The sequence below is a fragment of the Radicibacter daui genome, from assembly GCA_030657355.1.
Taxonomy (GTDB): Bacteria; Pseudomonadota; Alphaproteobacteria; order Radicibacterales; family Radicibacteraceae; genus Radicibacter; species Radicibacter daui.
Genome location: CP131056.1, coordinates 1,918,992 through 1,945,547 on the forward strand (window position 1 = coordinate 1,918,992; position 26,556 = coordinate 1,945,547).

22 protein-coding genes are annotated in these 26,556 nt (G+C 65.3%); 10 read left to right on the forward strand and 12 right to left on the reverse strand.

The genetic code is table 11. From position 1 onward, the window contains the following. Positions 1–3: 3 nt before the first annotated feature. Both QTL98_RS09010 and QTL98_RS09015 read right to left on the reverse strand, forming a co-directional pair. Positions 4–447: a YqaA family protein gene (locus QTL98_RS09010; protein WP_445681886.1), complete on the reverse strand. Its 444-nt coding sequence runs from the start codon at positions 445–447 to the stop codon at positions 4–6. Positions 448–454: 7 nt separating this feature from the next. Beyond that, the gene (locus QTL98_RS09015) at positions 455–1,297 is read right to left on the reverse strand and encodes a hypothetical protein (RefSeq protein WP_445681887.1); all 843 of its coding nucleotides are present in this window, start codon (positions 1,295–1,297) and stop codon (positions 455–457) included. A gap of 190 nt (positions 1,298–1,487) precedes the next feature. Here QTL98_RS09015 and QTL98_RS09020 point away from each other — a divergent pair, with 190 nt between their 5' ends. Together QTL98_RS09020 and QTL98_RS09025 are read left to right on the forward strand one after the other, a co-directional pair. Beyond that, positions 1,488–2,300, forward strand: coding sequence for a universal stress protein (locus tag QTL98_RS09020; protein WP_445681888.1), 813 nt, complete (start codon positions 1,488–1,490; stop codon positions 2,298–2,300). Between the two features lie 122 nt (positions 2,301–2,422). Continuing rightward, positions 2,423–3,010, forward strand: coding sequence for a DUF1643 domain-containing protein (locus QTL98_RS09025; protein ID WP_445681889.1), 588 nt, complete (start codon positions 2,423–2,425; stop codon positions 3,008–3,010). A gap of 17 nt (positions 3,011–3,027) precedes the next feature. Here the strand turns inward: QTL98_RS09025 and QTL98_RS09030 are convergent, their stop codons facing one another. The 3 genes from QTL98_RS09030 to QTL98_RS09040 form a co-directional block, all read right to left on the reverse strand. After that, the gene (locus tag QTL98_RS09030) at positions 3,028–3,474 is read right to left on the reverse strand and encodes a PAS domain-containing protein (RefSeq protein WP_445681890.1); all 447 of its coding nucleotides are present in this window, start codon (positions 3,472–3,474) and stop codon (positions 3,028–3,030) included. Between the two features lie 32 nt (positions 3,475–3,506). Next, a complete protein-coding gene (locus QTL98_RS09035; RefSeq protein ID WP_445681891.1) occupies positions 3,507–4,940 on the reverse strand; it encodes a HAMP domain-containing sensor histidine kinase in 1,434 nt (477 codons plus the stop codon). A gap of 301 nt (positions 4,941–5,241) precedes the next feature. After that, complete coding sequence (locus tag QTL98_RS09040) at positions 5,242–8,286, reverse strand: phosphoenolpyruvate carboxylase (RefSeq protein WP_445681892.1); 3,045 nt, start codon at positions 8,284–8,286, stop codon at positions 5,242–5,244. A 429-nt stretch (positions 8,287–8,715) separates the two neighbouring features. Here QTL98_RS09040 and QTL98_RS09045 point away from each other — a divergent pair, with 429 nt between their 5' ends. Beyond that, on the forward strand, positions 8,716–9,597 hold the full coding sequence (locus QTL98_RS09045) for an MBL fold metallo-hydrolase (protein WP_445681893.1): 882 nt from the start codon (positions 8,716–8,718) through the stop codon (positions 9,595–9,597). Positions 9,598–9,675: 78 nt separating this feature from the next. Here the strand turns inward: QTL98_RS09045 and QTL98_RS09050 are convergent, their stop codons facing one another. Beyond that, positions 9,676–10,818 (reverse strand): succinylglutamate desuccinylase/aspartoacylase family protein, encoded by a 1,143-nt coding sequence (locus QTL98_RS09050; RefSeq protein ID WP_445681894.1) that lies wholly within the window; start codon positions 10,816–10,818, stop codon positions 9,676–9,678. Between the two features lie 104 nt (positions 10,819–10,922). Between QTL98_RS09050 and QTL98_RS09055 the strand changes: the two genes are divergently transcribed. After that, positions 10,923–13,025, forward strand: coding sequence for a hypothetical protein (locus tag QTL98_RS09055; RefSeq protein ID WP_445681895.1), 2,103 nt, complete (start codon positions 10,923–10,925; stop codon positions 13,023–13,025). Further along, a complete protein-coding gene (locus tag QTL98_RS09060) occupies positions 13,022–13,975 on the forward strand; it encodes a glycosyltransferase family 2 protein (RefSeq protein ID WP_445681896.1) in 954 nt (317 codons plus the stop codon). Before QTL98_RS09055 ends, QTL98_RS09060 begins: the two co-directional genes overlap by 4 nt. Here QTL98_RS09060 and QTL98_RS09065 read toward each other — a convergent pair. The 3 genes from QTL98_RS09065 to aguB form a co-directional block, all read right to left on the reverse strand. Further along, positions 13,956–16,199: an SLBB domain-containing protein gene (locus tag QTL98_RS09065; RefSeq protein ID WP_445681897.1), complete on the reverse strand. Its 2,244-nt coding sequence runs from the start codon at positions 16,197–16,199 to the stop codon at positions 13,956–13,958. The genes QTL98_RS09060 and QTL98_RS09065 overlap by 20 nt on opposite strands. Before the next feature lie 108 nt (positions 16,200–16,307). After that, positions 16,308–17,339, reverse strand: coding sequence for an MBL fold metallo-hydrolase (locus QTL98_RS09070; protein ID WP_445681898.1), 1,032 nt, complete (start codon positions 17,337–17,339; stop codon positions 16,308–16,310). 101 nt (positions 17,340–17,440) lie between these two features. Further along, entirely contained in the window at positions 17,441–18,328 is an 888-nt protein-coding gene (aguB, locus tag QTL98_RS09075) for an N-carbamoylputrescine amidase (protein WP_445681899.1), read from the reverse strand. A gap of 368 nt (positions 18,329–18,696) precedes the next feature. Here aguB and QTL98_RS09080 point away from each other — a divergent pair, with 368 nt between their 5' ends. The 3 genes from QTL98_RS09080 (at position 18,697) to QTL98_RS09090 (ending at position 20,492) form a co-directional block, all read left to right on the forward strand. Further along, complete coding sequence (locus QTL98_RS09080; protein ID WP_445681900.1) at positions 18,697–19,215, forward strand: MarR family winged helix-turn-helix transcriptional regulator; 519 nt, start codon at positions 18,697–18,699, stop codon at positions 19,213–19,215. A gap of 99 nt (positions 19,216–19,314) precedes the next feature. Then, positions 19,315–20,049 carry a phosphate signaling complex protein PhoU gene (gene phoU / locus QTL98_RS09085; RefSeq protein WP_445681901.1) on the forward strand — a complete coding sequence of 245 codons (735 nt, stop codon included), beginning with the start codon at positions 19,315–19,317 and terminating at the stop codon, positions 20,047–20,049. Positions 20,050–20,054: 5 nt separating this feature from the next. After that, positions 20,055–20,492: a gamma-glutamylcyclotransferase family protein gene (locus QTL98_RS09090; RefSeq protein ID WP_445681902.1), complete on the forward strand. Its 438-nt coding sequence runs from the start codon at positions 20,055–20,057 to the stop codon at positions 20,490–20,492. Positions 20,493–20,511: 19 nt separating this feature from the next. Here the strand turns inward: QTL98_RS09090 and QTL98_RS09095 are convergent, their stop codons facing one another. The 3 genes from QTL98_RS09095 to QTL98_RS09105 all read right to left on the reverse strand — a co-directional run bounded on the left by QTL98_RS09095 (position 20,512) and on the right by QTL98_RS09105 (position 22,761). Further along, entirely contained in the window at positions 20,512–21,327 is an 816-nt protein-coding gene (locus QTL98_RS09095) for an NAD kinase (RefSeq protein ID WP_510637540.1), read from the reverse strand. 76 nt (positions 21,328–21,403) lie between these two features. Then, positions 21,404–22,462, reverse strand: a complete 1,059-nt coding sequence (moaA, locus tag QTL98_RS09100; protein WP_445681903.1) for a GTP 3',8-cyclase MoaA — start codon at positions 22,460–22,462, stop codon at positions 21,404–21,406. A 128-nt stretch (positions 22,463–22,590) separates the two neighbouring features. Next, positions 22,591–22,761, reverse strand: a complete 171-nt coding sequence (locus QTL98_RS09105) for a DUF3553 domain-containing protein (RefSeq protein WP_445682117.1) — start codon at positions 22,759–22,761, stop codon at positions 22,591–22,593. Positions 22,762–22,807: 46 nt separating this feature from the next. Here QTL98_RS09105 and QTL98_RS09110 point away from each other — a divergent pair, with 46 nt between their 5' ends. After that, the gene (locus QTL98_RS09110; RefSeq protein ID WP_445681904.1) at positions 22,808–23,512 is read left to right on the forward strand and encodes a histidine phosphotransferase family protein; all 705 of its coding nucleotides are present in this window, start codon (positions 22,808–22,810) and stop codon (positions 23,510–23,512) included. A gap of 183 nt (positions 23,513–23,695) precedes the next feature. Next, positions 23,696–26,413 carry a hybrid sensor histidine kinase/response regulator gene (locus tag QTL98_RS09115; RefSeq protein WP_445681905.1) on the forward strand — a complete coding sequence of 906 codons (2,718 nt, stop codon included), beginning with the start codon at positions 23,696–23,698 and terminating at the stop codon, positions 26,411–26,413. Positions 26,414–26,556: the final 143 nt, after the last annotated feature.

The following is a 26,556-nucleotide window of genomic DNA, read 5'->3' on the forward strand; positions in this document are numbered from 1 at the left end:
CCGTCACAGCACCTGCTGCCCGCCGAGCACCAGCGCGGCGAGCAGCAGATATCGCCCGACCTTGGCGAGGGTGACGAGGGCAAGGAAAATCCAGAACGGCTCGCGCATCACGCCGGCCATCAGCGTCAGCGGATCGCCGATGATCGGGGCCCAGCTGAGTAGCAGCGACCAGCGCCCGTAGCGATGATACCAGGCCTGCGCCCGGCTCAGCGCCTTTTCGCTGACCGGGAACCAGCGCCGGTGGCGGTAATGCTCGATGCCGCGCCCGAGAAGCCAGTTGATGATAGAGCCCAGCACATTGCCGGTGCTGGCCGCGATCAGCAGCAGGGCGGGCGGATGGCCGGCAAGCAGCAGGGCACCCAGCAGCGCTTCGGACTGCGCCGGCAGCAGGGTTGCCGCCACCAGCGCGGCGAAAAACAGGCTGAGGCAAGCGGCAAGCGTGCTCAAGGCCGGCTCATTTGGCTACGCTACCCGTGTCGTCGCTCTTCTTGCCGTCGCTCTCCTTGTCGCCCTGCTCCGGGCGTGGGCGGCGGGGATGCGGATATCCCTCCGGCTCCGGCAGGCCGGGCAGGCGCAGCTGGTTGCGCGCATCCTCGTCATCCTCACCCTCATCCATCTCCGCAGAGATGAGACGGGCAAGTTCGGCCAGCTGCGCGCCGACATCGTCGCGGCTGGCGGCATAATTCGTTTCGGCTGCAGACTTGGCCGTGTCCGCAGCCGGTTCAGCGACCGGCTTGGCCGGCTGGCGCAGGGCGCCCAGCAGCGGGTCATCCTGGGCAAGGCGCAGGCGGAAATTCAGCTGGCTGCGGCGCGAGCGGAAAAGCCAGGGCAGCCAGCAGAAAAGGAGCACCAGCAAGAGCCCGGGGAAGACCAGCTGCCCGAGCCATTCCAGCGCGCTGCTTGCCGCCTCATGGGTGACGCCGAGAGCGTTGAAGGCGACCATGATGAGCAGGTAAGGCAGCAGGATGACGCTGCAGAACCAGGCGTAGAGGACCGGAAAAGCCCGCAGGCGGGCGATGCAGGCAAGTGCCATCAGCCAGCTGCCGAGGCCGGCGGCGGCGCTCAGGGTCGGCACCAGCAGGAACCAGGGCCTCACCTGCGGCAAAAGGTCTGCAAGGCGCAGCAGCAGGGCCGGCAGACCGTCATAATCCTGCACGATCCTGATCTCGGCTCCAATCAGCAGCGGCGCTGCGATGAGCAGGATGACCAGCAGGGTTTCCGCCGGCCCGGCACCGAAGAGCGGGTGCTGGCGGGCGGTGCCGGGGCCGACGGGTATCCAGAGCTGCTTTTGAGCCATTCCGGTAACTTATTATTCCGAAAAACGTTACTGACGTAGCCGCTTCATGACGCGCCAAGATGACAGCACTGAGGCTTGACCTGCATCAAGGCGCAGCCAGGCGGTCCCGTGGTCTAGTCCAGATCACAGCAGAACACGAGCGCCAGAACATCAAGAGCTCAAGCTCATACTGAAAGAAGGAGAGGTCGTCATGGCGATTAAGGATCTTCTGGTTTACCTGGACACGTGGGAAGGGTCAGCCAAGCGCCTGGAAGCGGCCATCGATCTTGCCGCCACCATCCGCGCCTCGGTTTCGGCGCTTTACGTGATCCGGCTTCTGGATCTCCAGCCCTACATGATGGGCCCGATCTCCGCCGACATTCTGGAGGCTGACCGCGAGCGGCGCCTCAAGGAAGCGGAATTCGTGAAGGAAAAGGTGGCCGCCCTTGCCGACAAGCGCGGCGTGCCCGTGGAAATGCGCTTCGCCGAAGGCGTGGCTGCACCGCTGCTCAGCCTGCACGGCCATTACAGCGACCTGATCGTCGCCGGGCCGGGCGGCGCGACGGACGATGGTGGCATGGCGGCCGAAGCGCTGCTGGGCAGCGGGCGCCCGGTGCTGGTGGTGCCGAAGGACGGCATCAAGGAAACGATCGGCGACAATATCTTCGTTGCCTGGTCGGCGAGCCGCGAATCCACTCGCGCCCTGCATGATGCGCTGCCGCTGCTGTGTGCCGCCAACCAGGTCTATGTCGGGCTCTTCAATCCCGACCAGAGCGGCAATGGCGAACCGGGCCAGGATGTGGCCCGCCATCTTGCCCGCCACGGCGTGAATGTGACGGTGGTCTCCGAGGTGACCTCCGAGCTTTCCGTCGGCGATGCCATCCTCAACAAGGCCAAGGTGCTGGGCTGCGACCTGGTGGTGATGGGTGGTTATGGCCACTCGCGCCTGCGCGAGTTCGCCTTCGGCGGTGTCACGCGGGACGTGCTCGCCAATGCGGCGCTGCCGGTCTTCATGTCGCACTAGGACCGCACGACGCAACACTAGCGTCCGGTAATCGGCCCCGCATCCGCCATTGGCAGGTGCGGGGCCGATGTTTTTCGGGCTATACCGGCAGCAGCGAGATTGGCCAGTTTTGACGGAAAGCGATGGCGAAGCAGGGCGTTCTGTTCGAGTTCGAGCCGGAAAGCGCGGCAGTGGCGGCGCACAAGGTGGGCGGCAAGGTAAAGACGGCATTGCCGGCAGGCCTGCGCGGCGATGCGGTGTTCAGCGAGTGCGGGCGCTATCGCCCGCTGCTGCGGCGCTGGGTGGGCGATGCTTTTCCCGAGCGCTACGCCATGTGGATCGGCATGAATGCCAGCACGGCGACCGCTGAAGCCAATGACCCGACCATTACGCGCGAGTGGGGCTTTACCACCCGCGAGGGCTATAGCGGTTATCTCAAGTGCAATATCGGCGACTATCGCGCAACCGACCCCAAGGCGCTGTTGCAGCCGGGCATCGAAGCGCGCTCGTCCGCCAATCTGCCGGCGATCCTGACGGCGGCACGCAAGGCCTGCATCGTCATCGTGTGTCACGGCAAGCTCAATCAGGCGCTGAAGCCGCATGGCGATGAGACGGTGGCGGCGCTCCGGGCCGAAGGCATCGAGCTCTGGTGCCTTGGCGTCAATGGCGATGGCAGCCCCAAGCACCCGCTTTACCTGCGCGCAGACGCCCCGCTGATACGATTGCCGTGATTTTTCGGCCGGCCCGGTCAGGGCTGGTTGGCGCACTCGGCCGGGCGGACGATAAGCCCGACGAGGTGGATGGCTTCGCCCGGCGCTTCCGGCGCCGGGGCGAGCGGCAGCACCAGACCTTCCGCTTTCCAGTGGCGGCCGGTGAGGCTGTCCAGGTCGCCGGCAAAAGACTCGTCCTTGCCGGTGCCCAGATGCGGGGCGATGAGGCCGGCGAGGGGCGTTGCCGCCAGTCTTGCATCGGAAAGCGGGGCGCCGCAGGCATCGCGCACGCCGGTGCCTGTCCAGGTGATGGTAACGGCCTCTCCGGCACCCTTTAGCCACAGCAGATGCGGCACCAGCGGCATCATCTGTATGGGCGCGATCGCGTCATGCGCCGGCAGGGCGCTGCCGTCCGTGCGAGCGGCATGCCACAGGCCATAGAGCCGCGACAGGGTCGGGTGCAGGGCGGCGATTGCAGGAGACATCGGGAAAACTCTTTGAGGCAGCGGGCGCCGGCTTAGCCGCGCACGCCGGCGCCGACGGCCTGGCGGGAGCCGGCCTCGCCACCGCGCCGCTCGGTGCGTTCCGGCGGCAGGGTAAAGGAAACCTCGGTCAGGCCACCCTCGCTGTGGATGGTCAGGCGGCCATCATGCAGCCGGGCATAGCGCATGCACAAGGTAAGCCCGAGCCCGGCCCCCTCATAGCGCCGCGTGTGCGACACATCGGCCTGCTCGAACGGGCGCATCGCCCAGTCGGAAAGCTCGGGCGGGAAGGGCTGGCCATGGTTGGTTACCGAAAGCCGCACGCCTCCGGCGGTGTCGGCAATGGCGGTAACGCCGACATCGCTGCCGGTATGGGAGAATTTGACGGCGTTATCAATGAGATGCTCGATCATGCGGCAAAGGCGCGGGGCGTCGCCGCGGATCATCGGCAGATCCGGCGCGACGTCGATGATGATGCGGCTGCCGACTTCCGCCCGGCGCGCCCGCACCAGCGCCACGGCACGCTCGATGACCGGCGAAAGGTCGACGCGGGCATCGTTGGCCCTGACGGTACCGGCATCGAACTCCGCCATCTCGAGAATATCGACCACCATGCGCAGGAGGCGCTGGCCGGAGCGGTAAATCTCGCCGGCCTGCTCGCGCATGGTGTCGTTGGCGTCGGGATCGGTGCGCAGCAGGTCGGAAAAGCCGATAACGACATTGAGCGGGGTGCGCATCTCGTGGCTCATGCGCGCCACGAAGGAGCTCTTGGCCCGGCTGCCCTGCTCGGCGGCAAAACGGGCACCCTCCAGCCGTTCTTCATGGCGGCGAATCTGCTCGACCATGGTGTTGAATTCGCTGATGAGCTGGCCGAACTCGTCACTGCGCTTCCAGCGCAGTGGCTGCCAGTCCGGCGAGCGTACCCTGCCGAGGGCTGCCAGCATGGTGCGGATGGGGACAACCACCATACGGGTCAGAAGCAGGTAGACGGCGGCAAGCGCCAGCGTGACCAGCAGCGAGACCAGAATCACCACCTGCGAGACGCGGGCGTTCAGATTGTCGATCAGCGCGTCCTTGGTGAGGGTGATGGTAAGATCGCCCAGCCACTGGTCGGCGCGCCCGCCTTCCACTGCATTGCTGGCATAGAGGCTGCGCGTGACCGTCAGCAGGTTGCGGCCGGTTTCGTTGCCATCGCGGTCCGGCGGCTGGCCGACGCGGTAACGCTGGCCATAATCGGTAATGACCGCAGCTGAATAAAAATCACTGTCAGCGGTGAGCCCTTCCAGCAGGGCGGTCACCTCATTGGCGTTGAGGGTCCAGAGAGCACGGGCAACGCTGGGCGCCGTCAGCTCCAGCAGGGTGTGTGCCTTGCCCTGCACGGCATTCTCGATGGCTTCGGAACGCAGCTTTTCCGAGAGCAGGCCGAAGGCTGCCAATGACAGCATGAGCACCGCGACGACGGTGAGCATAAAGCGCAGACGGACCGAGGCCGCGATCGATACGCGGCGGGTCTGATTCCTCTGCTCCTCCGGCTTTTGCGAGGGAGAAGACATCTCTCGTGGGCGCCTCGGCTAGTAATTCCGGTTTATCCGACTTTCCTACTCTGCGTCATTTTATGCCGCTGTCAGTAAAAAATCCGTGGGCCGGAACACGTTTTCACCTAACTTAACAATTACTCCGGCCGAAGTGATTTTATGGTGCCAAACAAAACGCCCCCGTCCAATCGGAATCGGGGGCGTTTCGATACAATTTGTGAGTAAAAATGGCTGTTTAGCCGAGGAATCCGGCGATGTGCATGTTGGCCGTCGTCAGGCGGCGGATGAGGGCGTAAAGGCCTTTCATCGGGGCAAAGAGCTTCAGATTTTCCTGATTGTAGCTCTGGGTATCATCGCTGACATAACTGGCGCGTTCGCCGAAATCGATGGCCGCTGTGGCATCAACCAGGGCAGGGAAAATCTGCTGCAGCTGTGCCACCACCGACTGGATGTCGAGGTGCAGCGTGCGCGCGATCAGGCTGGAAAGCGTGATGCCGTGCTGCGAGCTGAATTCCGGCACCTGCATGGCCAGCAGATAAAGCTCGTGGATGAGGGCGATGCGCAGGGCATGCTGGATGGCCAGCTGGGCGCGTGCCTCCGGCTCCACCAGCACGCCGGCGCCGCCGGCCTTCTCGCCATGGGCGCGGCGCAGGCCGTCGCGCAGCTTGATGTAATCCAGATGCAGGCGGCGATAGATGCCGAGCTGGCGCTCATAGAGGCCGGAATTTTCCAGATGGCCGGAGAGCCGGCGCATGGCTTCCGCCCGGTTGAGATTACGGGCATGAGCGCTGCGCGAGAGCCAGTGATCCGGGTTCAGCGTCTCGACATAGGCGCCCAGCGCCTCGCAGTTGGAGATGGCAAAGCCGTATTCGACGATGCCCATCAACTGCCGGAAGCGGGTGGAGGTGTTGTAGAGCTCGATGAAATGCTCCGGATCGCGCTCGATGGCTTCGCCCACGCCGCTGATGCAGTTGGCGGTAAGGCCGAGCTGGATGAGCGTTGCATTGTGCGGGATGGCGCGCAGCTGGCGCGGATGAGCGAAGTCGATCTTCTCGCCGGTATTGTCGTGCTGGCGCTTGACCGAGCGGCTGCCTGACGGCCACAGCAGGTTGGTGCCGAAGGCGCTGAGCACCGCGCCATAATTGGCGTCTTCCATCAGGCTGTCCTGGAAGGCCTTCACCGTGGTGAAGAACTCGCGGATGTAGTCGCCATTGTCATAGAAGGGATCGGGCTCAACCTTCTTGGGCGTGAGGATGTAGTCGAGAATCTGGGTAACGACGGCCAGCGCCCCGTCTTCGGTGACGAAATACTGATACCCGTCGCCGCCCTGGAAGCTGACTTCCTGCTTGTAGGGGATGCCCGCCTCGGCGATTTCCGCCAGCACGGTGGGGGTAGCGATATAGGAAAGCCGCTCGGGGAAGCTGACCGGATGGCGGCCACGGCCGATGGATTCGCCATGGGTGTCGAACATGACGAGCTGCACGTTCTTGAGGCCGTGCTTCTGCATGACGCGCCACAGGCGCCCGCGCAGGCGCTCGATGGAGGCGCAGGCAACCGTCTGGCCGAGATAACGGCCGGCGTCGGAAAAGCCGGTCTGTACGCACAGGCGGCCGCGCTTTTCCACATAGGCGCGGTAATGCGGATTCTCCAGCAGCTGGTCGATGAGCTTGGAGCCATCGCGCAGGGCATTTTCGGTCTCGAACAGCGGGGAGATGTCGAGCCGGTCATCGACGCCGAAAAGACGGGCGTAATAAAGCGCGGTCAGCAGGGTGAAGGCGCTTTCGCACTCGGCGATGAGGAAACGCACCGGCTGCGAGCCGTCGATATATTTCAGCATCTGCGCCACCACCATGAAGAGGCGCTTGGCGGAAGTGTTTTCGGCAATCAGCGAGCCGAAATTGATGCTGACCGGCTCCACCTTGTCCAGCAGCTCGCTCACCGCATTCATCAGCGTCTGGCGGAAACGCGGATCTTCCGGCGTACCGTCAAGGCCAACGCGCTTGCGGATGGCGTTATGGACCTGGGTTGAGTTGATGCGGACATGGGTGTGGGCCATGCCAAGCCCGTAATTGGCCAGCTCCGCACGCAGGGTGGCCAGGCGGCTGCGCAGCTCGCGCGCGGTATCGGCATCGACGCCTTCCAGATGGCGGGAGGCGGCCTGCACCTTCTCCACCAGCGGCGCGGCATCGACGAGGCTGAGTTCGCGATTCTCGAACATGCGCTTGGAGATGCGGCGCACGGCCTCGAAGCCGTCTGTCGAGGCGGGGTCGGCGTTCTCGAACACGCCGAGCTGGTCCGTTACCTCATTGAAGGCGAGGGCGAGGCGCGATTCGAGCAGATCCATCGTATTGCGCAGGTCTTCATGGCCGGCGCCAAGGCTGCGGATGTCGCGCACTTCGTCCAGATAGCTGCGCAGCTGCACGGCCTGGATGCGCAGGCGCTTGTGCAGCATGTCGGACCAGCGAATGTCGGAACGGCCATCAAGGTCATAGCCAACCCAGCTGGCGATGGTGATGAGGCGCGGGGTCAGCGCGTCGGCCTTGTCGCCATAGAATTCGCGGCCAACCTCGATCACCAGCGCATAGACGCGGCGCAGCGCCTTCTGGATGTTGCCGATGGCCTCCATCGACAGCTCATGCTCGCGGGCGAGGGAGATGTTCTCGTCCGGCCGGTGTTCGGAATGCAGGATGGTGTCGACGAGGGCGCGGTGATCCTCCGTCGTCAGCGGCTTGCCTTCGGCATTGCGGCCGGTGGTGACGGCGGCCAGCGCATGCATGAGGTCGCCGCTGAGATTGAAGGTCGGGTGCGCGGTGATGACGATGCCGAACACTTCCTGCTCCACCGAGCGGCGGAAACGCTCGAAGGTAACCGGCGCGGTGGCGCCATCGGGCAGGGCGAGGGTGCGGAAACGGGCACGCAGGCGGGCGATGTTCGCTTCCGGATCAAGCTCGCCCAGATAGGCGGCCTGGCAGGCGCCGCGGCGCAGGAAACCATCGGCGCTCAGATACTGGATCAGCTGCTCGACGTCGCTGAAGCTCAGCATGCCGCGCGCAAAACGGCGCGAGATGGTGACGGCAAGCCGCAGGATCGGATTGGAGAAGGGGTGGTCCGGCACCTCGTCGCTGAGCTGCGTGTAGGTGGCGAGCAGCTCTTCATAAAGCGCCTTCACATCGCTTTGCCCGGTACTGGGGAAACAGGCCTTGCCTTTGGGAAAGAGCGGGGTAGTGCCCAGCTGCGCGAGGGACTGGCGGGCGTTCGGCGCGGCGACGGTCTCGGGCATGGTACTCGGGCTCCTTCAAGGGGGCAGGCGTAAGGGGTGGGGACTAACGATCTGTAACGTTACAGGCCGTCAAGGGGGCTCAAAAACGCTCTTTTTTCCTCTCCGGGAAAGTTCCCGGTCCTGATTATGTAAACGCTTAATGACGCAGTGCGGTAATCTAGGGCCGGGCGACAATAGATGCAATTCACTAAGATTACTCAAACCTCGGTTGATAATCATATTCATCTTGCCGGCTCTTCGGCACTGCGGCATCAGGCCCCCTCCAAAACGGGCGGTTGACCTTGTGAGACAGGTCACAGACGATGCGCCCTCGTGTGAGGGAGTATTCGGGAAAGTCGCGGGTCCCGAGGGTTTCCGCGTTATCTCGAAACCGCGTTCGGTGGCGCATACCCTCCGGGTAAAGCAGGCGACAGCCGGAGGAGCTGTTTGATGAGTTTTACGGTCCGGTTCTGGGGAGTGAGGGGCAGCATCGCGTGCCCGACACCCCGGCACATGCGATATGGCGGCAATACGAGCTGCGTCGAGCTGGAGGTCGAGGGTCGAAAGATCATTCTCGATGCCGGCACAGGGATACGTGAACTCGGCCTTAAATATCGGCAGGAACAGGTAAAAGAGGCTTTCCTGCTGTTCAGCCACTCGCACTGGGACCATGTGTGCGGCTTCCCGTTCTTCAAGCCGGCCTTCGATCCCGAATTCAAGCTCAAGGTCTATGCCGGTCATCTCGGCGAGCGCTCGATCTACTCGGTGCTGTGCTGCCAGATGATGACCCCGCTGTTCCCGATTCCGCTCGACACCATGCGGGCGCAGATCAGCTTTACCGAGTTCGTCGCCGGCGAATCGTTCGAGCTGATTCCAGGGCTGAAAATCCGGACTTGCCGGCTTAACCACCCCGATCAGGCCACCGCCTACCGTTTCGACTACAAGGGCAAAAGTTTCTGCTACGTCACCGATACCGAGCATGTGCCCGGCAAACTGGATGAAGACGTGCTGAAACTGATCGAAGGCGCCGACGTCGTTGTCTATGACGCCTCCTATACCGACGAGACTTTCCCCTGCTACGTGACCTGGGGCCATTCCACCTGGCAGGAAGCCGTCCGGCTCGCCAAGGCGGCCCGTGTGAAGACGATGATGCTCTTCCATCACGAGCCCAATCACACCGACGACATCATGGACCGCATCAGCCAGGCCGCGCGCGAGGCCTATCCGGGCGCGATAGCCGCGCGCGAGGGCATGATGCTCGACTTGCTGGCGCCGGGCGCCGTGCATGAGCAGATCGCCTATCCCGATCTGGAGCGTGCGGGCGCCTGCTGAGCAGCTCCGCCGTCCACCAAACAAGAAAGCCGGCCCCGATGAGGCCGGCTTTCTTGTTTTTGTCGCCCTGATTGAGGATCAGCGGGCGGTCAGCAGCAGCTTGCCCTTGCCTTCAAGAGCGCGGCTGCCGGAGATCTTGGCGATGTTGCGCCCGGCCGGCACCATCTTCATGACCCGGCGCGACCAGAGCGGGCCATCCACCGTGGCGGCGACCGGCGTGCTGGCACCGGTAACCGGGTCGATGATGTCGGCCACCACCTCGCCGGCCTTGACCAGATCGCCGAGCTGCTTGCGATAGCTGACGATGCCGGCAACCGGCGCGGCCAGCAGTTCGACGCCGGCGAGCGGCGTCGCCTCGCGCTTCAGCGCCGGCAGCGGGCCGGCTTCGCCCTTCACCAGCCCGCGACGGGTGAGGAAACGCAGGATATTGGCGGCATCCTGTCCGGCGATTTCCGGGCTCACATCGGCAAGGCCGCGCAGCTCCACCGTGGCGGCGAGGCAGGCCGCCGGCAGCGGTGCGTCACCGAGATCGATCAGGTCGGCAATCAGCCACCAGGGGGCAGAATTGGCTTCGTCGAACGGCTCGTCGCCGGAAACGCGGGCCACCAGCTGCACCTCGGAGCCGAGATCGGCGCACAGATCACGCCCCGCCGGCCACAGCGGTTCGCCCAGATAGACATGCACCGGGGCTTCGTTGTCGCAATGCAGGTCCAGCACGATGTCTGCATCGTAGCTGAGCTTCATGAGGGTGAGACGCAGCGCATCGGTTTCGCTGCGCGGGGTGATGCCGTCCAGCACCTCGCCCATGGTCTTGCGCACCAGCGCCACATTGGCGGCGGCATCCATGCCGAGCTTGCCGTCGATGCGCTGGGCAACCGGGGCGGCAAGTTCCGGATAATGGCGGTTGAAGTTGGTGCGGTCGTCGAGATTGAAGCGGCCGAGCAGGCTGTCGCTTACCACCTGCGAGAGGCCAATGGGATTGGCTGCCGGCACGACGATGATTTCACCGGCGATGCGGCCTTCGCGATCGGCAGCTTCCAGCAGGGTGATCAGATGGCGCGCTGCCAGCATGCCGGGAATTTCATCGGCATGCAGCGCGGCCTGGATGTAACATTTGCCTGCACTGGCGCCTGTTGCCGGCGTGAAGCGGTAGACAGCCAGCGTGCGCTGGGTTCCCGGCATGGCGAGCGGCAGGGCGATATTTTCAAGGGCGACAGGCATGGGGCAGGCTCTGGTAATCACGAACAGGAGGGGGCGGCTTCCCGGCGGGAAGATGTGCGGCTTCGTGATAGACCCCGTGGGCAGCAGGCCGCAAGGGCACTGCGGTGGGTAATGCCGCCGCCGCCCCGCAGCCAGTTGTCCGAAGCCCGGCGCCCGCCCTTGCGCTGGCGGTGGCTGTTCTCATCTACGCGCTGATTGCCGATCCGGTGCCGCAAGCGCCGGGCGGACCGGAGCTGGCGATGGCGGCGGCGCTGCTGATGGCAACCGGCATCAGCCGGCCACTCGGCCTTGTGACCGGCACCCTCTGGAATGACGGGCGGTGGCAAGGGCCGTCGGTCGTTGCCTTTTTTATCCTGCTTCTTGCGCCGTCAGCGGTGGCGCTCGCCCATGGCCGGGAGGGCGGGGAGGCGCTGCGGGATATCGTTCCGCTCTGTTTTGCTTTCCTGCCACTGTTTGTTGCCGGCCGGCTCGGTCCCCGGGCGGCCGGATGGCTTGCCCCGCTGCTGGCCGCTGCCGGTGCGGCGCTTGCCCTGCGCTACATGGCCGGCTGGGGGATGTTGCTGGCCGGGACGGGCGCGACGATACCCCTGACGCTCGGGGCGCTGGTGCCGCTGGTGCCCTTTGCCGGCATATGGGCTTTCGGGCGCCTTATGGACCGGGAGGCGGTGCCGCCCTTGCTGTGGCTGCTGTTGCCGGGGGTGGTGCTGGCCGTCAATGCTGCGCTGTTGTTCTCCGGCCAGCGTGCCGGGCTGGCACTGGTGCTGGCCGCCGAGGTGTTGCTGTGGCTCGGCGGGCTGCGCCGCCGGCCCTTGCGCGCCTTGTTGCTGGCGCTCCTCTTCGGTGCCTGCCTGCTGCCCGCGGCCGGGCTCATCGAGGCGCCGGCCAGCGCGCTCCTGCGTAAATGGCTGGAAGCGGGCAGCAACAACCGGATCGCCGAATGGCATGCCGTGCTCGCCACGCTCGATACTGTCGCGGCCGGTCCGCTGGCCGGGGCGGGCTGGGGCGCGGTTTTCAACAATCCGGCAGCGGACTGGCAGCAGGTCGGGTTCGTGCATAGCGCCAGCGGCTACATGCTGCTGAAGGGCGGGGTTATCGCGCTGGCCGCCTTCGCCCTCTATCTGGCGGCGCTGGTGCGGCAGGGGGCAGTGCTGCTTCGGCGGCAGCCGGCTCTTGCTCTGGCGATTGCTGTGCCGGTGCTGCTGTCGGTGACGCTCTATACCGGCTTCAAGACCCTCGGCTTCGGGCTTGTCCTTCTCCTTCTGGTAGAGGCTTCTGACGGAAAGACGATTTCGCCCAGCTGGCGCGAGCGGCGGCTTTTTGCTCAGCTTCAACCAGCCTTCCCGTTGCCGGGCGCTGTGATGACCCTTGCTGCTCCGCCGCTGCCGGTTTCCCCCGATGCCGCCGATCCGCTGCGCTGGCTTGCCGCACGCTGGCGGGCCGCACTGGGTCTGACGCTGGGCCTCTGGCTTCTGGCCGGGTTTACGTGGCTGCTGGTGCCGGGGCAGAAGACAGCCCGCATGGTGGTGGCCCCGGCAGAGCGCGAACTGCTGCCGGAAACACAGCCCGGGCGCAGCCTGCCGTCGCTCCTGGGCTCGATCGGCCTCGGCCTTGCGCAAAATCCGGCACCGAACTTCCAGACCTGGCGCCATCTCTTGTCTTCGCCCACGGTTGTGGCCGACTTGCCGCCAGAGCTTGCCGCGCCGCTTTTTTCCAGCCGGGCCGACTATGAGCGGGTGGCGAAGGACCCGGTTGCCATTGCCCGGCAGTTGAAACGACGGCTGGAGATCCACCCGGTTGCGGATGCGCCCTTCTACGAAGTGATCCTGCGCCACGAAGACAGCGCCTATGCCATCACGCTGATGCAGCGGCTGAGCCGGCTGGCTGACGATGCGGTGCGTGGTGCCGAGGCAGCACGCCTCAAGGGTGAGGTCGAGTTTCTGCAACGCAAGCTGGCACTAGAGCAGACGAGCCGCACGCTCGATATGCTGGGAGGGTTGTTGCAGCGTGAAGAGCAGCGGTTGTTGCTGCTGGAAGCCGGTGAGCAATTCGCCCTGCAGGTAATAGAGCCCGCCCGGGCACCGCTGAAGCCGGACTGGCCGGATCCCTGGTGGGTTCTTGCCATCGTGGCCCTTGGGGGGCCGATGCTGGCGCTGACGGGGCTGGCGGGAGTGCAGAAGCTGCAGGCACTACGGTGGGGGCCGGCATGAAAGGGCGCGGACGCAGGATCAAGGCGCCGCTGCCGGTCGCCGGCAGTCCTGGCACCGGCATCGTGGGCCCCGACATCGTGGTGATGACCCGCAACAGTGCCGCGGTACTGGAAGAATGTCTTGCCAGCGTGAGCGGCCTCGGCCCGGTCTGGGTGGTCGATAGCGCCAGCACGGACGACACCGCCGGCATTGCCGCCCGGCATGGGGCGCAGCTCATCCCGTTCCGGTGGAACGGGCAGTACCCGAAGAAAAAACAATGGTGCCTTGAAAACCTGCCCTTCATCGGACGCTGGGTGCTGTTTCTCGACAGCGACGAACGGCTGACACCGGGAATATCGCAGGCCATCCGGGACGTGCTGGCGGCGCCGTTACCGGGTGTGGCGGCCTATTACCTGCGCGCCGAGCCGGTGTTTGTCGGCCAGCGCCTGCGCCACGGGCGCCAGCACGAGAAGATCGCGCTGATGGACCGGACACGCGCCTTCTTCCCGCCTTGCGGCGATATAGCGGCCGAAGTGGGCTGGGAGGTGGAGGGGCATTACCAGCCGCAACTTGAGGGGCAGACCGGACGCCTCAAGGGCAGGCTTGCCCATATTGTGGGGCCTGATCTGTCCAGCGCCTTTGCCCGCCACAATGGTTATTCGGACTGGGCGGCCGCCGCGTCGGTGGGCCGGCAGATGCCTGCCCTGCGGCAGGGAGAGCCGTGGCGGCGCCGGTTTGCCAAGGCGGTGCTGGAGCGCTCGGGCTGTGCCCCGCTGCTGGCTTTTGCCGACAGCTACCTGCTGCGGCTTGGCTTTCTGGACGGGGCGGCGGGGCTGCATTACGCGCTCTTTCGCGGCTTTTATTACTGGCAGATCGCGCTCAAGCGCCGCGAGCGGGCATTGGCCTCTACCGAACCGGCCGGGGCGGGAGCCGTGCGCCGGGAGCAGCCGGTCAATTCGACAGGCTGTTGAGGGCGGCGGCGGTAAAGGCGATCTGGCTGACAAGGGCGGTGATGGAGCCTGCCGCCTCCAGCCAGTGGAACGGCCGCGGATCCCGGGGCACGACGATGGCGCTGCCGGGCGGCACCGGCGGATTGTCATTGGACCATGCGCTGAGCGAGGCCGGCGCCGCCTCGCCATTGGGGCGCAGGACGAAGGTGCGGCCGCTATCCGCAACCGCCGAGGTGCCGCCGGCCAGCTCGACATAATCGCCTGCTGTGCGCCCGGTGCGGAATTGCTGTTCGCCCGGCGCCTGCACCTCGCCCATCACGGTGACGCCATAGGCGCGGCGCGGATAGTAGATGGCATCGCCGGGGGCAAGCAGCAGGTCCAGTTCAGGCGAGTGGCGCAGGATTTCGGGGTCGGCCTCTACTACCATGCGGCCGGTAGCACGGGTGGTGGCGATCTCGTGCAGCAGGCGGGTGAGCGCGGCGCGAGCGGTCGGGTCGGGCGCGTCCCTGCCGTCTTCCGGCAAGGCAAGGATACGGGCGATCTCGCCGGTAGCGCCGTCGAGCGTCATCTGTTCCCGCCGGGCGATGCTCTGGCGGCGGAAGATGGCGCCATAGGCATAGGCCTCCGGCGCCAGCCCGCCGGCACGGGCGATGAGGGAGGAGAGGGTTTCGCCGGGCAGCAGATCATACCGCCCCGGCCGCAGCACCGCACCGCTGACGGTCAGTGCGGCGGCGGTAACTTCCGCCCGGCGCTGCGGGATGGTGACGAAGGCACCGGGGGCCACCGGCAGGGCAAGCGTGGCGGCAAGCATCGGTTCGGCATCGAACCCGGGGGCCTGTGACAGGCCGGGAGGCACCGGGACATCCGGCAGTCGGACTTCCGCCAGCGCCACCACCGCGCGTTCTGCCGTGCCGCCGGAAGCGGCGAGCAGATCGGCAAGGGGAATATCTCTGGCAAGGGGATAGAGTCCCGGCTGGTTGACGGCACCCTGCAGCGTAACGGCAGCCCCGCGCAGGGCGGCGATCATCGCGGCATCCAGGGCCGGCGCTATTTCTGCTGCCTCCGGGACTGTCGTAGGCGGGACGGCATCCGTCGGCGGAGCCAGAGCGGAAAAATCGGCCGGCCGGAACAATCTTACCCGGTCGCCGCTGCCAAGCGGCAGATCCTGTTGGCCGGCGAGCACGGCCCGGGGGGAGAAGGCGATCAGCATCTTTTCAAGGCGGCTGCGGTCGTAATGCTCGACAAGACCGTAGAACGGCCAGACGTTCTGCCGCAGTTCCTCGCCGTGGGCCAGCAGGTCGGCCAGCGTGCCGGTCCGGCCAAGTGCGCGGCGGCCGGGATTATAGACCGGCCCTTCCAGCAGCACCGAGTTCTGCTCGGCGCCGGACGAGGGCCGCAGGAACAGGATATCGTCGGCGGAAACGGTGTCCTGCGGGTTGGCAGGGCTGCGCTTCCAGCCGCCGCCGGCCGCCGGTTGCAGGCGCTCCAGCCCCGCGTCTGCCGCCGCTGCGCCGGAAAGGGGGCCGCCAGCCAGACGGATCACGTCACGCACGGTGGCGCGGCCGGAAGGGGGCAGCTCATAAAGGCCGGGCGACCGCACGGCGCCGGCAATGCCGGTGACGGCGCCGAGGGGCGGCACGGTGATGATGTCCCCTTCGGCAAGGGCCGCGGCAGGCAAAGGGGCAAGGCCGAGCAGGCCGGGCACGAAATCAAAAACCTCGCGCTGGCCGGCCCGTTGCAGGGTGACGGCACGCAGGCTGCCAAGAGCGCTGACACCGCCAGCCGCAGCAAGGGCATCGATGAGCAAGGCGCCCTGCGGCAAGGCGAGATGGCCGGGCCGGGGTACCGCGCCGCCGATACTGACCGTGAGCGGCTCCGGCGTCGCAAGGGCGAGATAGCTGCGGGTGGTATAACCCTGGCGGGTGAGGGCACCCTCGATCTCGGCAGCCACATCGGCAAGCGTGCGTCCGCTGGCAGTTACCGGCGGCAGGTCGGAGACGAGCAGACGGCCGGCACTGTCGACCCGCAATTCCTCATGCCGGTTGGGATTGCCGCGCAGATCGAGCGAGACATGGTCGCCCGGCGCCAGCAGGTGGCCCGCATCGGCAGCGCTGGGGCCGGTAAGAACCGGTGAGCTCTCCGTCAGCCGGGGGCGCAGGGTCAGGGCTTCCCCGGCGGCGGCCGAGAAGTGGCTTTCAAGACTGGTGGCAGAGGAGGGGAACGGCGCCTCCGCGGCCGCCGGCAACGGCGCTGCAAGCCATCCGGCCAGCACCACAAGAGGGAATAAAATGCGACGCCATGCTCTCATAGATGGTGAGCATGGCAGCATCGCCCCGGATCGGCAATTGCTGGCTTAGCCGCCGGCGATCTCCCGCTGCCAGACCTCGCCGGGCAGCGCGGGGATGAAGCGCTGTCCGTCTGCCGCAAGTGCCTCGGCATGGCCCGCCAAAGCCTCGGCGGGGTCGTGGGCGCCTTCGTCGCTGAGGCGGAAGGTGCCCCAGTGGTAGCCGAGTGCAACGGGGCTGCCGAGCAGCTTCAGCGCTTCCACCGCATCGGCCGGGTTCATATGGCTGTCGCGCATGAACCAGCGCGGTTCATAGGCGCCGATGGGCAGCAGCGCGATATCGGGTACGCCGTGGCGCTGGCGGGCGTCGGTGAAATGGTGGCCGCCGGCAAAACCGGTATCCCCGGCGAAATAGACCGAACCGCCAGCGCTTTTGAGCATAAAGGCGCCCCAGAGCGCATGGTTGCGGTCGCGCGTGCCGCGAGCAGACCAGTGATGGGCGGGTTCGAGGAAGGCGGTGACTGCGCCGAGATCGAAGGCCTCGCCCCAGTCTGCCGTGCGGACTTCCACCTCCGGCGCTTTGGCCGCGATGATGCCGTCATTGCCAAGCGGAGTCAGAACGGGAGCCCGGTGGCGCTGCCACAGGCGTTTTAGCGTGGCGATGTCGAGATGATCGTAATGGCCGTGGGAAAGCAGGATGCCGTCCAGCGGCGGCAGATCGTCGAAGGCGATACCGGGTGCATTGTATCGGCTGGGGCCGAGACGCTCGAAGGGGCTGGCGCGATGCGACCAGACCGGATCGGTCAGCAGGTTGAGCCCGCCAGCCTGAATGAGAAAGCTGGCATGGCCGGCAAAGCTGACGCGCAGGGCCCCCGGTGCGAGGCGTTGCGGCGGAAGATCGGGCGCATGCGGGCTTGGCACGGCGACTGGCCACTTGCGGGCGCCGCCCTTGAGTTTCCAGCGCAATACGGCACCGAGGCCGTGCGGGGCGGAGCCCCCGGGGTTGAAGAAACGCTCGCCGTCGAAATGGTCGCTGGGCGGACCGGAATAATAGCGGTTACGGGATTTGCCGGAGATTGGACCGGAGGAGGAGCGCGTCACGCCAGTATCGCCGCAGGGCTGTTGCCGGGAACTGCATAATTGAGGGTGCAGGCCGCCCGAGTGCAAGCGGCCCGCTTCACAGTTCCGGTAAAAGCAGTGCTTCAGCGGGCGGCGCTGTGCCGGGTCTCGCCGTCCAGCGTCAGCAGCGCGCCATAAAGCTCCGGCCGGCGGTCGCGGAAGAGGCCCCAGCTTGCCCGCGCGGCGGCAATGGCCTTGAGGTCAAACTTGTGGGTGAGGACGGCATCGCCGCTTTTGGCGGCCTGCTCGCGCAGCTCGCCCTGCGGCCCGGCGATGAAGGAGGAGCCGTAGAAGGTAAGCGTGCAGCCTTCCCCTTCTTCCACGCCATAGCGATTGCTGGCCACCAGCGGCATCAGGTTGGCGCCGGCATGGCCCTGCATCACCCGGGTCCAGTGCTCCTGCGAGTTGATGCTGGCATCCTGCGGCTCGGAGCCGATGGCGGTGGGGTAGAACAGGATCTCGGCGCCCTTGAGGGCCATCGAGCGGGCGCATTCCGGGAACCACTGGTCCCAGCAGATGGCGCAGCCGATTGTCGCATAGGCAGTTTCCACCGCCATGAAGCCGGTATCGCCGGGGCTGAAATAATATTTCTCGGTGTAACCCGGGCCGTCGGGGATGTGAGACTTGCGGTAGAGCGAGCGCACGCTGCCGTCGGCATCGACGATGGCGAGGGAGTTGAAGAAGGCCTTGCCGGCGGCTTCGAAGAAGCTGACCGGCAGCACCACGCCCAGTTCGCGCGCTACGGACTGGAAACGCGCGATGACAGGGTTGTCCTGGAACGGGGCAGCCAGCGCAAAATGCTTCTGCAGCTGGTCCTTGCAGAAATAGGGTGCCTCGAACAGTTCGGGCAGCAGGATGATTTGCGCGCCCTGTGCGGCAGCGGCGCGGACCATCTCTTCGGCCTTGTCCAGATTGGCCTTGCGGTCCCAGCTGCAGGAGAACTGGGTGGCGGCGAGCGTTACCTCGGTCATCAGAAAAAGCTCCAAAGTCGGGAGGCACGGGAAAATTCGGCGCCACCTTTGGCACAATGGCGGCCAAAGGCAAGGGTGCAACTGCTGCGCCGCTGACACTGGCGGTTGTCGTGCCGCTCCCCGGGGACGGGCGTGTGCCCCAGTATGCTGCACCTGCACGCAAGGAAAGTTCGTTAAACGGCCTTACGGGAAAGGGAATGGTGGTTTTTTGCTGCTCTTTGCGCCACAAAGGACGGATATCAGGCGGGCATGCCCTTGAAGGCCGGAGATGGTTCCAGCCGGGTGGTGCCCCGTGAGGCAGTGGCCGGCCCGTCAGGGGATGGCCTGCCGGCAAGGCCGGCCGAGTTGGGGTTGGGGAGCTATTTACGATGACCTTAGAAAAGGTCGAACTGCCGGTCTCGGCCGGGGAGATGGCCGCTGGCGAAGGCGATGCCGGCCTTATCGGTTATCTTGTGCGGGACGTGCACCGGGCTTTTACCCGTAGCCTTCAGGACCGCATCTCCCTGCATGGCGTAACCATGGGGCAGTGGTTCTTCCTGCGTGCTCTCTGGGAAGAGGACGGGCTCACCCAGCGCGAGCTTTCCCAGCGCGTGGGTATGATGGAGCCGACGACCGTCACCGCGCTCAACAGCATGGAGCGGCGCGGGCTCGTGGAGCGCGTGCGCAACAAGACCGACCGTCGCAAGGTCAATATCTTTCTGACCGAAAAGGGGCGGCGCCTGGAAGAGGTGCTGCAGCCGGCGGCCCGCCAGGTCAATCTTGATGCCGTGCGCGGTATGGCGCCCGAAGCGGTGCAACTGGTGATGGGCGCGCTGAGCGCCATGCTCGCCAACCTTGCCCCGGATGATGACGAGGGCGGTTATGCCCTCGAGGACGAGGCGGGCTGAGGCCGACCGGATAACCCACTGCATGTGTCTTGCGCGAGGGGCGGTGGCTGCCGCACAGTCCCCCTCACGCGATTTCCACGCCTTCAAGGAGTGTTCCTCATGGACAAGGGGTCCAGCCATATCGTCACGCGCTTCGATGACGAGCTGCGCCGGCTTTCCGCGCAGATCGCCGAGATGGGCGGGCTTGTCGAGGAACAGCTGCTGATGGCGGTCAACGCGCTGTCACGGCAAGATTTGACGCTTGCCGAGAAGGTGATCGCCTCGGACAAGCGTGTGGACCTGCTGCAGCAGGAACTGGAAGAAGGCGTGGTGCGCATGCTCGCCCTGCGCCAGCCGATGGCGAAGGACCTGCGCGAGATAGTCTGCGCGCTTAAGGTGGCGCACAATCTGGAACGCATGGGCGATTTTGCCCGCAATACCGCCAAGCGCGCCATCACCCTGTCGCAGGTCGAGTTCCAGGGCCCGGTCTCCACCATCAATGCGCTCGGCCGCATGGTGAGCGAGATGGTGCGCGATGTGGTGGAGGCCTATCTGGAGCAGGATCTGGAGCGGGCAAGACTGGTGCGCGAGCGCGACGAGGATGTCGATGCCTTCCATAGCGGCATCTTCCGCGAACTTCTGACCTACATGATGGAATCGCCGCGCAACATCACCGGCTGCACCCATCTGATGTTCATCGCCAAGAATCTGGAGCGGGTGGGCGACCACGCAACCAACATGGCCGAGGCACTGCATTTCCTCGTGACCGGCAAGCCCATCGATACCGAGCGCAGCAAGGCCGACAACAGCTCTCTGGAAACGGCGGCCGATCTTGCGCCGCGCAAGGATGATTGACCGACATGGCAAAGACGGCGGACGGCCTCAACATCATCTTTGTCTTCGGCACGCTGAAGCGGGGATTTGCCAATCATGACGAGGGCATGAAGGGCCAGCTTTACCTGGGCGAGGCTGAAACCCTGGAGGCCTGGCCGATGCTGGTGGCCGGGCAATGGTTCTCCCCGGTGATGATCCCGGAAAAGGGTATCGGCCACCGGGTGAAGGGCGAGCTTTATGCCGTCAATGACGCGGCGCTCGCCGAACTCGACCGGATCGAATCCGTGCATCTGCCGGATGGTTATCGCCGCTACACCATCGCAGTTGAGTATCTCGACGGGCGCGGCGAGGCCGAGGCCTTCGTCTATATGAAGGACCGCAGCCTCGTGAAGATCACCCATTCCGAGCCGATGGCGGACTATCAGGACCGGCGCTACGTGCACAAGTCGCAGCGTCCGGCCTGACCCTCCGCAGGAGGCGGCCTCAGGAAGAGAACTGCTCCTTGAGGATACGCTCATCCAGATTGTGATGCGGGTCGAACAGCACGGTGGGCGCCCAGTTGCTGTCCTGCCGAACCACCACTTCGACCACATCGCGCACTTCGGTAAAATCCGCCACCGCGGCAACCGGGCGCTTGGCCGCCTCCAGCACGGAAATCGTCACCGTCACATCCTGCGGCAGCAGGGCGCCGCGCCAGCGGCGCGGGCGGAAGGCGCTGATGGGGGTGAGGGCGAGGATACCGGCCTCCAGCGGGATGATGGGGCCGTGGGCGGAAAGATTATAGGCGGTGCTGCCGGCGGGGGTTGAGACCAGCGCGCCGTCACAGATGAGTTCGCCGAGGCGTTCCACTCCATCCACCGCGATGCGCAGCTTGGCGGCCTGGCGCGTCTGGCGCAGCAGCGAGACTTCGTTGATGGCAACCGCTTCCTCGACCGTGCCGTCGGTGCGGCGGGCCTGCATGTGCAGCGGCTTTAGTGCCACCGGCACGGCGGCGGCGATGCGCTGCGGCAGGTTCTGCTCGCGATAGTCATTGAGCAGGAAGCCGACCGAGCCGCGATTCATGCCGAAGACGGGTTTGCCGAGCGCCCTGGTTTCATGCAGCGTCTCCAGAAGGAAACCGTCGCCGCCAAGGGCGACGATGATGTCCGCCTCTTCCAGCGTGTGCTGCTCATAGCGGTTGCACAGGGAAGTGTAGGCGCCGCTCGCCTTGTCCGCCTTCGAGTGCACGAAATGCAGCTTCGGCACCGGCAGCTGGCTTGCCCCCTCCTGGCCCCGCGCCGGGCGGTTGGCCTTGTTCACGCTGTGAATTCCCGGATCATGCTTTGCCCCCGGCGCGCATCAAGGCGCGCCTTCATTGTTATATGGTTTGTTTGTCTCAGCCGCCGGTAACGCTCATGTGGCGGCCAACGGCGGGAGCCGTGCGATTGCGTTCGATGACGAAGTCATGGCCCTTGGGTTTGCCGGCAATGGCGCGGTCGATGGCGGCCATCAGCGGCGCCTCGTCATCCGGATGGGCCCGGAGCGGCCCGCGCAGGTCGGCGCTGTCTTCCTGGCCGAGGCACATATAGAGCGTGCCGGTGCAGGTCAGCCGCACCCGGTTGCAGCTTTCGCAGAAATTATGGGTGAGCGGGGTGATGAAGCCGAGGCGCTGGCCGGTCTCCGCCACATCAAAATAGCGCGCCGGGCCGCCGGTGCGGTGCGTGCTTTCCGTGAGCGTCCAGCGCCGGCCGAGCCGGGCACGCACCATCGAGAGCGGCAGATACTGGTCGGCGCGGGCAGCACCTTCCATCTCGCCCAGCGGCATCACCTCGATGAAGGTGAGGTCATGCCCTTCCTCGCCGCACCATTCGACCAGCCGGTCGAACTCATCCTCATTCACCCCGCGCAGGGCGACGGTGTTGATCTTGATCTTGAGGCCGGCGGCCTTGGCGGCGGCGATGCCCTCCATCACCTGCGTGAGGCGGCCCCAGCGGGTGATTTCGGCAAAACGGTCGGCATTCAGTGTATCGAGCGAAACATTGATACGGCGCACGCCTGCTTCGGCCAGTCCTTCGGCATGGCGGGCAAGCTGGCTGGCATTGGTGGTGAGCGTCAGCTCTTCCAGCGAGCCGTCCTTCAGATGCTGCCCCAGCTCGTTGAACAGCCACATGACATTGCGGCGCACCAGCGGCTCGCCGCCGGTAATGCGCAGCTTGCGCACGCCGCGCGCGATGAAGGCGCGGGAGAGGCGTGCCATCTCCTCCAGCGTCAGAAGCTCGGCCTTGGGCAGGAAATTCATCTGCTCGGCCATGCAATAGACGCAGCGGAAATCGCAGCGATCCGTCACCGAAATGCGCAGATAGCTGATCGTCCGGCCGAACGGGTCGACCAGGGAGCTGTTCTGGCTCGCGGCGGCGAGCGGCGCGGGCGCCTGGGGGGCGAGGGTGAAGGACATGAAAGTCTTGCGAAACCTGTGGGGTCAGCCTGCTGCCAATGGGAACCGGCCGGGCGAACCTTCCGCTTCCATGCGGAAGGCGGCGTGCGCGGGGCCGATCAGAACAATGTAGGGAGCCGGGGCGCCCGTCACCAGTCCTCTTCCTCCACGATTTCGAGCGTCACCACATCCGCATTGATGACCTGCTTGCCCGCATCGGGAAAATTGACCGTGACACGGTTGCCGATCACGGACTGAACCTGGCCTTCGCCCCAGTCGGGCTGATCCGGATTCCTTACGAGCGTTCCGGGCGCAAGCATGTTAAACACTTGGTTATTCCTGCTTGTATGTTCCTGCCGGGGCAAGATGTCAGAGCATTTTTCGGCGCCCGAGGGCGCACTAGAGCCGGCAACCTTCCAGGTGCCCCTGACGGCTGCAACAGAACAGGCGGACCTGCGCCTTGCCGAGCTCTTGTGCTCGCGACTATGTCACGATCTGGTTTCTCCCGTCAGTGCCCTCAATAACGGTGTCGAGTTTCTGGCCGGCGGCGCGCGGGATGACGAGACCATCGACCTTATTGCCTTCAGCGCCGAACAGGTAAGCCGGCGGTTGCAGGTGCTGCGCCTTGCCTTTGGTGCTGCACTCAACCAGGCGCCCGACCCGTTCGGCGATGCACGGCAGGCAGCGCTCAAATATTTCGACGGGGCCAAGGCGCAGATCGACTGGCCGGTCGGGGCGGTGACCGATGATCCGCCCGCCGCCGCGGCGCTGGCCCGCTCGCTGCTTAATGCCCTCATGCTGCTGGGGGAGGCGCTGACGCGGGGCGGTACGCTCACCGTGCGCCGGCTTGATCTTCCGGGTAGTGTCTTTGAACTGGCGGCACGCGGACCGCGCATAACTTTCGAGCTGGAGCTTGAGGCGATGCTGGACGGAAGGGTAGGTATCGGCGATGCCACGGCCCGCACCGTGCAGGCGCTTCTGGTGCGCCATCTCGCCGTGCTGGCAGGCTATTCCCTGAGCATTGAAAGGGCCCAGGAAGGCCTGACATTGATTCTCGAACGCGGGGCATAATGGCCGCCTGGACAGACTCCCTATGACCATGCGGGTATGTTAAACCGGGTAACTGGAATGTTTTGGCTACACTTTTGAGCAGTTTTCATTTCTCGGTAAGCAGGACAGACTACTGAATAACGAGACACATTCGGCCGGCAACGTTGTCGGCGACCCTTGTCAGTGAGGCGGTAAGACCAAGCCATGGACGACTTGCTCAGTGAATTCCTGACCGAAACCACCGAAAACATTTCGGTCCTGGACGTCGAACTTGTGCGTCTTGAGCAAAATCCGAACGACCCGGAACTGCTCGGAAACATTTTCCGTCTCGTCCATACCATCAAGGGAACCTGCGGGTTTCTGGGGCTTCCGCGGCTTGAGGCCGTGGCGCATGCCGGCGAGAACGTGCTCGGCAAGTTCCGTGACGGCGAGCTGGAAGTTACGCCCGAGGCGGTGACGATCATTCTTGAGGCGCTCGACGTCATCAAGGCGCTGCTGGGCACGCTGGAAGCGACCGAGCAGGAGCCGGAAGGCGACGACTCAGACCTCATCCGCCGGTTGAACCTGATGGCGGAAGGCAAATCGCCGGCTGCCGAAGCGGCAAAAAAGAAGCAGGCCGAGATCGACGCCGAAGGCGCCGGCGCCAAGGACAGCGATGAGCTGCAGGCCCTCTTCGATGCCACGCCCACCGATCCGGAATTCGTAACCAAGCACCGCGCCGCCGAGCCGGAACCCGAGCCCGAGCCTGCCCCGGTGGCGACTCCGGCGCCGGTGGCGAAGAAGGAAGAGACTGCTCCCGCCGTGCGCCCGGCGCCGGCTGCTTCTGCCGCCTCTGCCGCCCCGGCGGGCGAGCCCAAGGAAAGCTCGGTTGCCCAGCAGTCCATCCGCGTCAATGTGGATGTGCTGGAAAACCTGATGACGATGGTCTCCGAGCTGGTGCTGACCCGCAACCAGCTGATGCAGATCCTGCGCAGCCAGAAGGAAAGCGAATTCGCCGCCCCGCTGCAGCGCCTCAACCACGTGACTTCCGAACTCCAGGAAGGCGTGATGAAGACGCGCATGCAGCCCATCGGCAATGCCTGGGCCAAGCTGCCGCGTCTGGTGCGCGATCTCTCGATCGAATGCCACAAGAAGATCGATCTGCAGATGCTGGGCGCCGACACCGAGCTTGACCGCCAGGTGCTGGACCTCATCAAGGACCCGCTCACCCACATGGTGCGCAACTCCGCCGACCACGGGCTGGAGACGCCGGACCTGCGCGTTGCCGCCGGCAAGCCGGAGACGGGCCGCATCACCCTCAACGCCTATCATGAAGGCGGCCACATCATCATCGACATCTCCGATGATGGCCGTGGTCTGGACAAGGAACGCATTGCCGCCAAGGCAGTGCAGAACGGTCTGGCGTCCGAAATGGAAATCGCCAGCATGTCCGACCAGCAGATCTACCAGTTCATCTTCAAGGCGGGCTTCTCCACGGCGGCTGCCGTCACCAGCGTTTCCGGCCGCGGCGTCGGCATGGACGTGGTGCGCACCAACATCGAGAAGATCGGCGGCACCATCGAGCTGAAGAGCAAGCCCGGCAAGGGCTCGACCTTCATCATCAAAATTCCGCTCACCCTCGCCATCGTCTCCGCGCTGGTGGTGGAATGCGTCTCCGAGCGCTTCGCCATCCCGCAGATCAGCGTTGTCGAACTCGTGCGTGCCGCTGCCAACAGCGAGCACAAGATCGAGAACATCAACAACACCTCGGTCCTGCGCCTGCGCAACCGCCTGCTGCCGCTCGTCTCGCTCCCGCATCTGCTCGGCCTCGAGCGCGATGAGGCTGCGCCGGAAGAAACCTTCATCGTGGTGACCCAGGTCGGCACCTACAATTTCGGCATCATGGTCGACCGCGTGTTCGACACCGAAGAAATCGTGGTGAAGCCGGTGGCGCCGATCCTGCGCCATATCGAGATGTTCTCGGGCAACACCATCCTGGGCGATGGCACCGTCATCATGATCCTCGACCCGAACGGCATTGCCGCCACCACGGGCGAGATCACCGTGGGCGACAGCGTTGCCGCCGAGGCGGAAGCATCGCGCACCAAGCGGGCCGACAACCTCATGACCCTGCTGCTGTTCAGCGCCGGCGACATGGCGCCCAAGGCGGTGCCGCTCTCCATCGTGGCGCGCCTGGAAGACATCGACCTCAAGACGGTGGAATATTCCAACGGCCAGCCGCTGGTGCAGTATCGCGGCAAGCTGATGCCGCTGGTGCCCTTCGACCCGGCCTACCAGCTGGAGCGCGAAGGCCGCAAGCCGGTGCTGGTGTTTGCCGATGGTGAGCGCTCGATGGGCCTCATCGTCGACGAGATCGTGGACATCGTGGAAGACCGGCTCAATGTCGAGCTCTCCGGCGAGCGTCCCGGCCTCATGGGCAGCGCCATCATCGCCGGCAAGGCGACGGATGTCATCGATGTGGGCTTCTACCTGCATCAGGCCTTCGCCGACTGGTTCGGCACCGAGGATGAGGATGCGTTCGAGCAGGAAGCCGGCAAGCGCGTGCTGCTGGTCGATGACAGCGCCTTCTTCCGCAACCTGCTGGCACCGCTCCTCAAGGTGAACGGCTACGACGTGACCGCCGTGGAAAGCCCGATGGAGGCGCTTGGCCTGCACGAGCAGGGCGAGGATTACGACGTGATCGTGACCGACATCGAGATGCCGGGCATGAGCGGCTTCGACTTCGCCCGCAAGATCCGCGGCGATGCCGAGGGCCGGTGGCGCACCACGCCGATGATCGCGCTTTCCAGCCACGCCACCCCGCGCGACTTCGAGCGTGGCCGTGAAGTCGGCTTTACCGACTATGTGGCCAAGTTCGACCGCGAGGCGCTGCTGCAGACCCTGCTGCAGACGCTGGGTGAGGCACGGGCTGCCGCTGAGTGACGTTTCTGAAAAGGTCGGAAATCGGACTTGCCCGGGAAGGTGATTGAAAGCACCTTTCCGGCAAGCCCGGTCTCAACCCAGACCAACCGGCATAACGCCGGAGGACCATGACAAGGCCAGGCCGCCGGCAGGATAATGCCGGC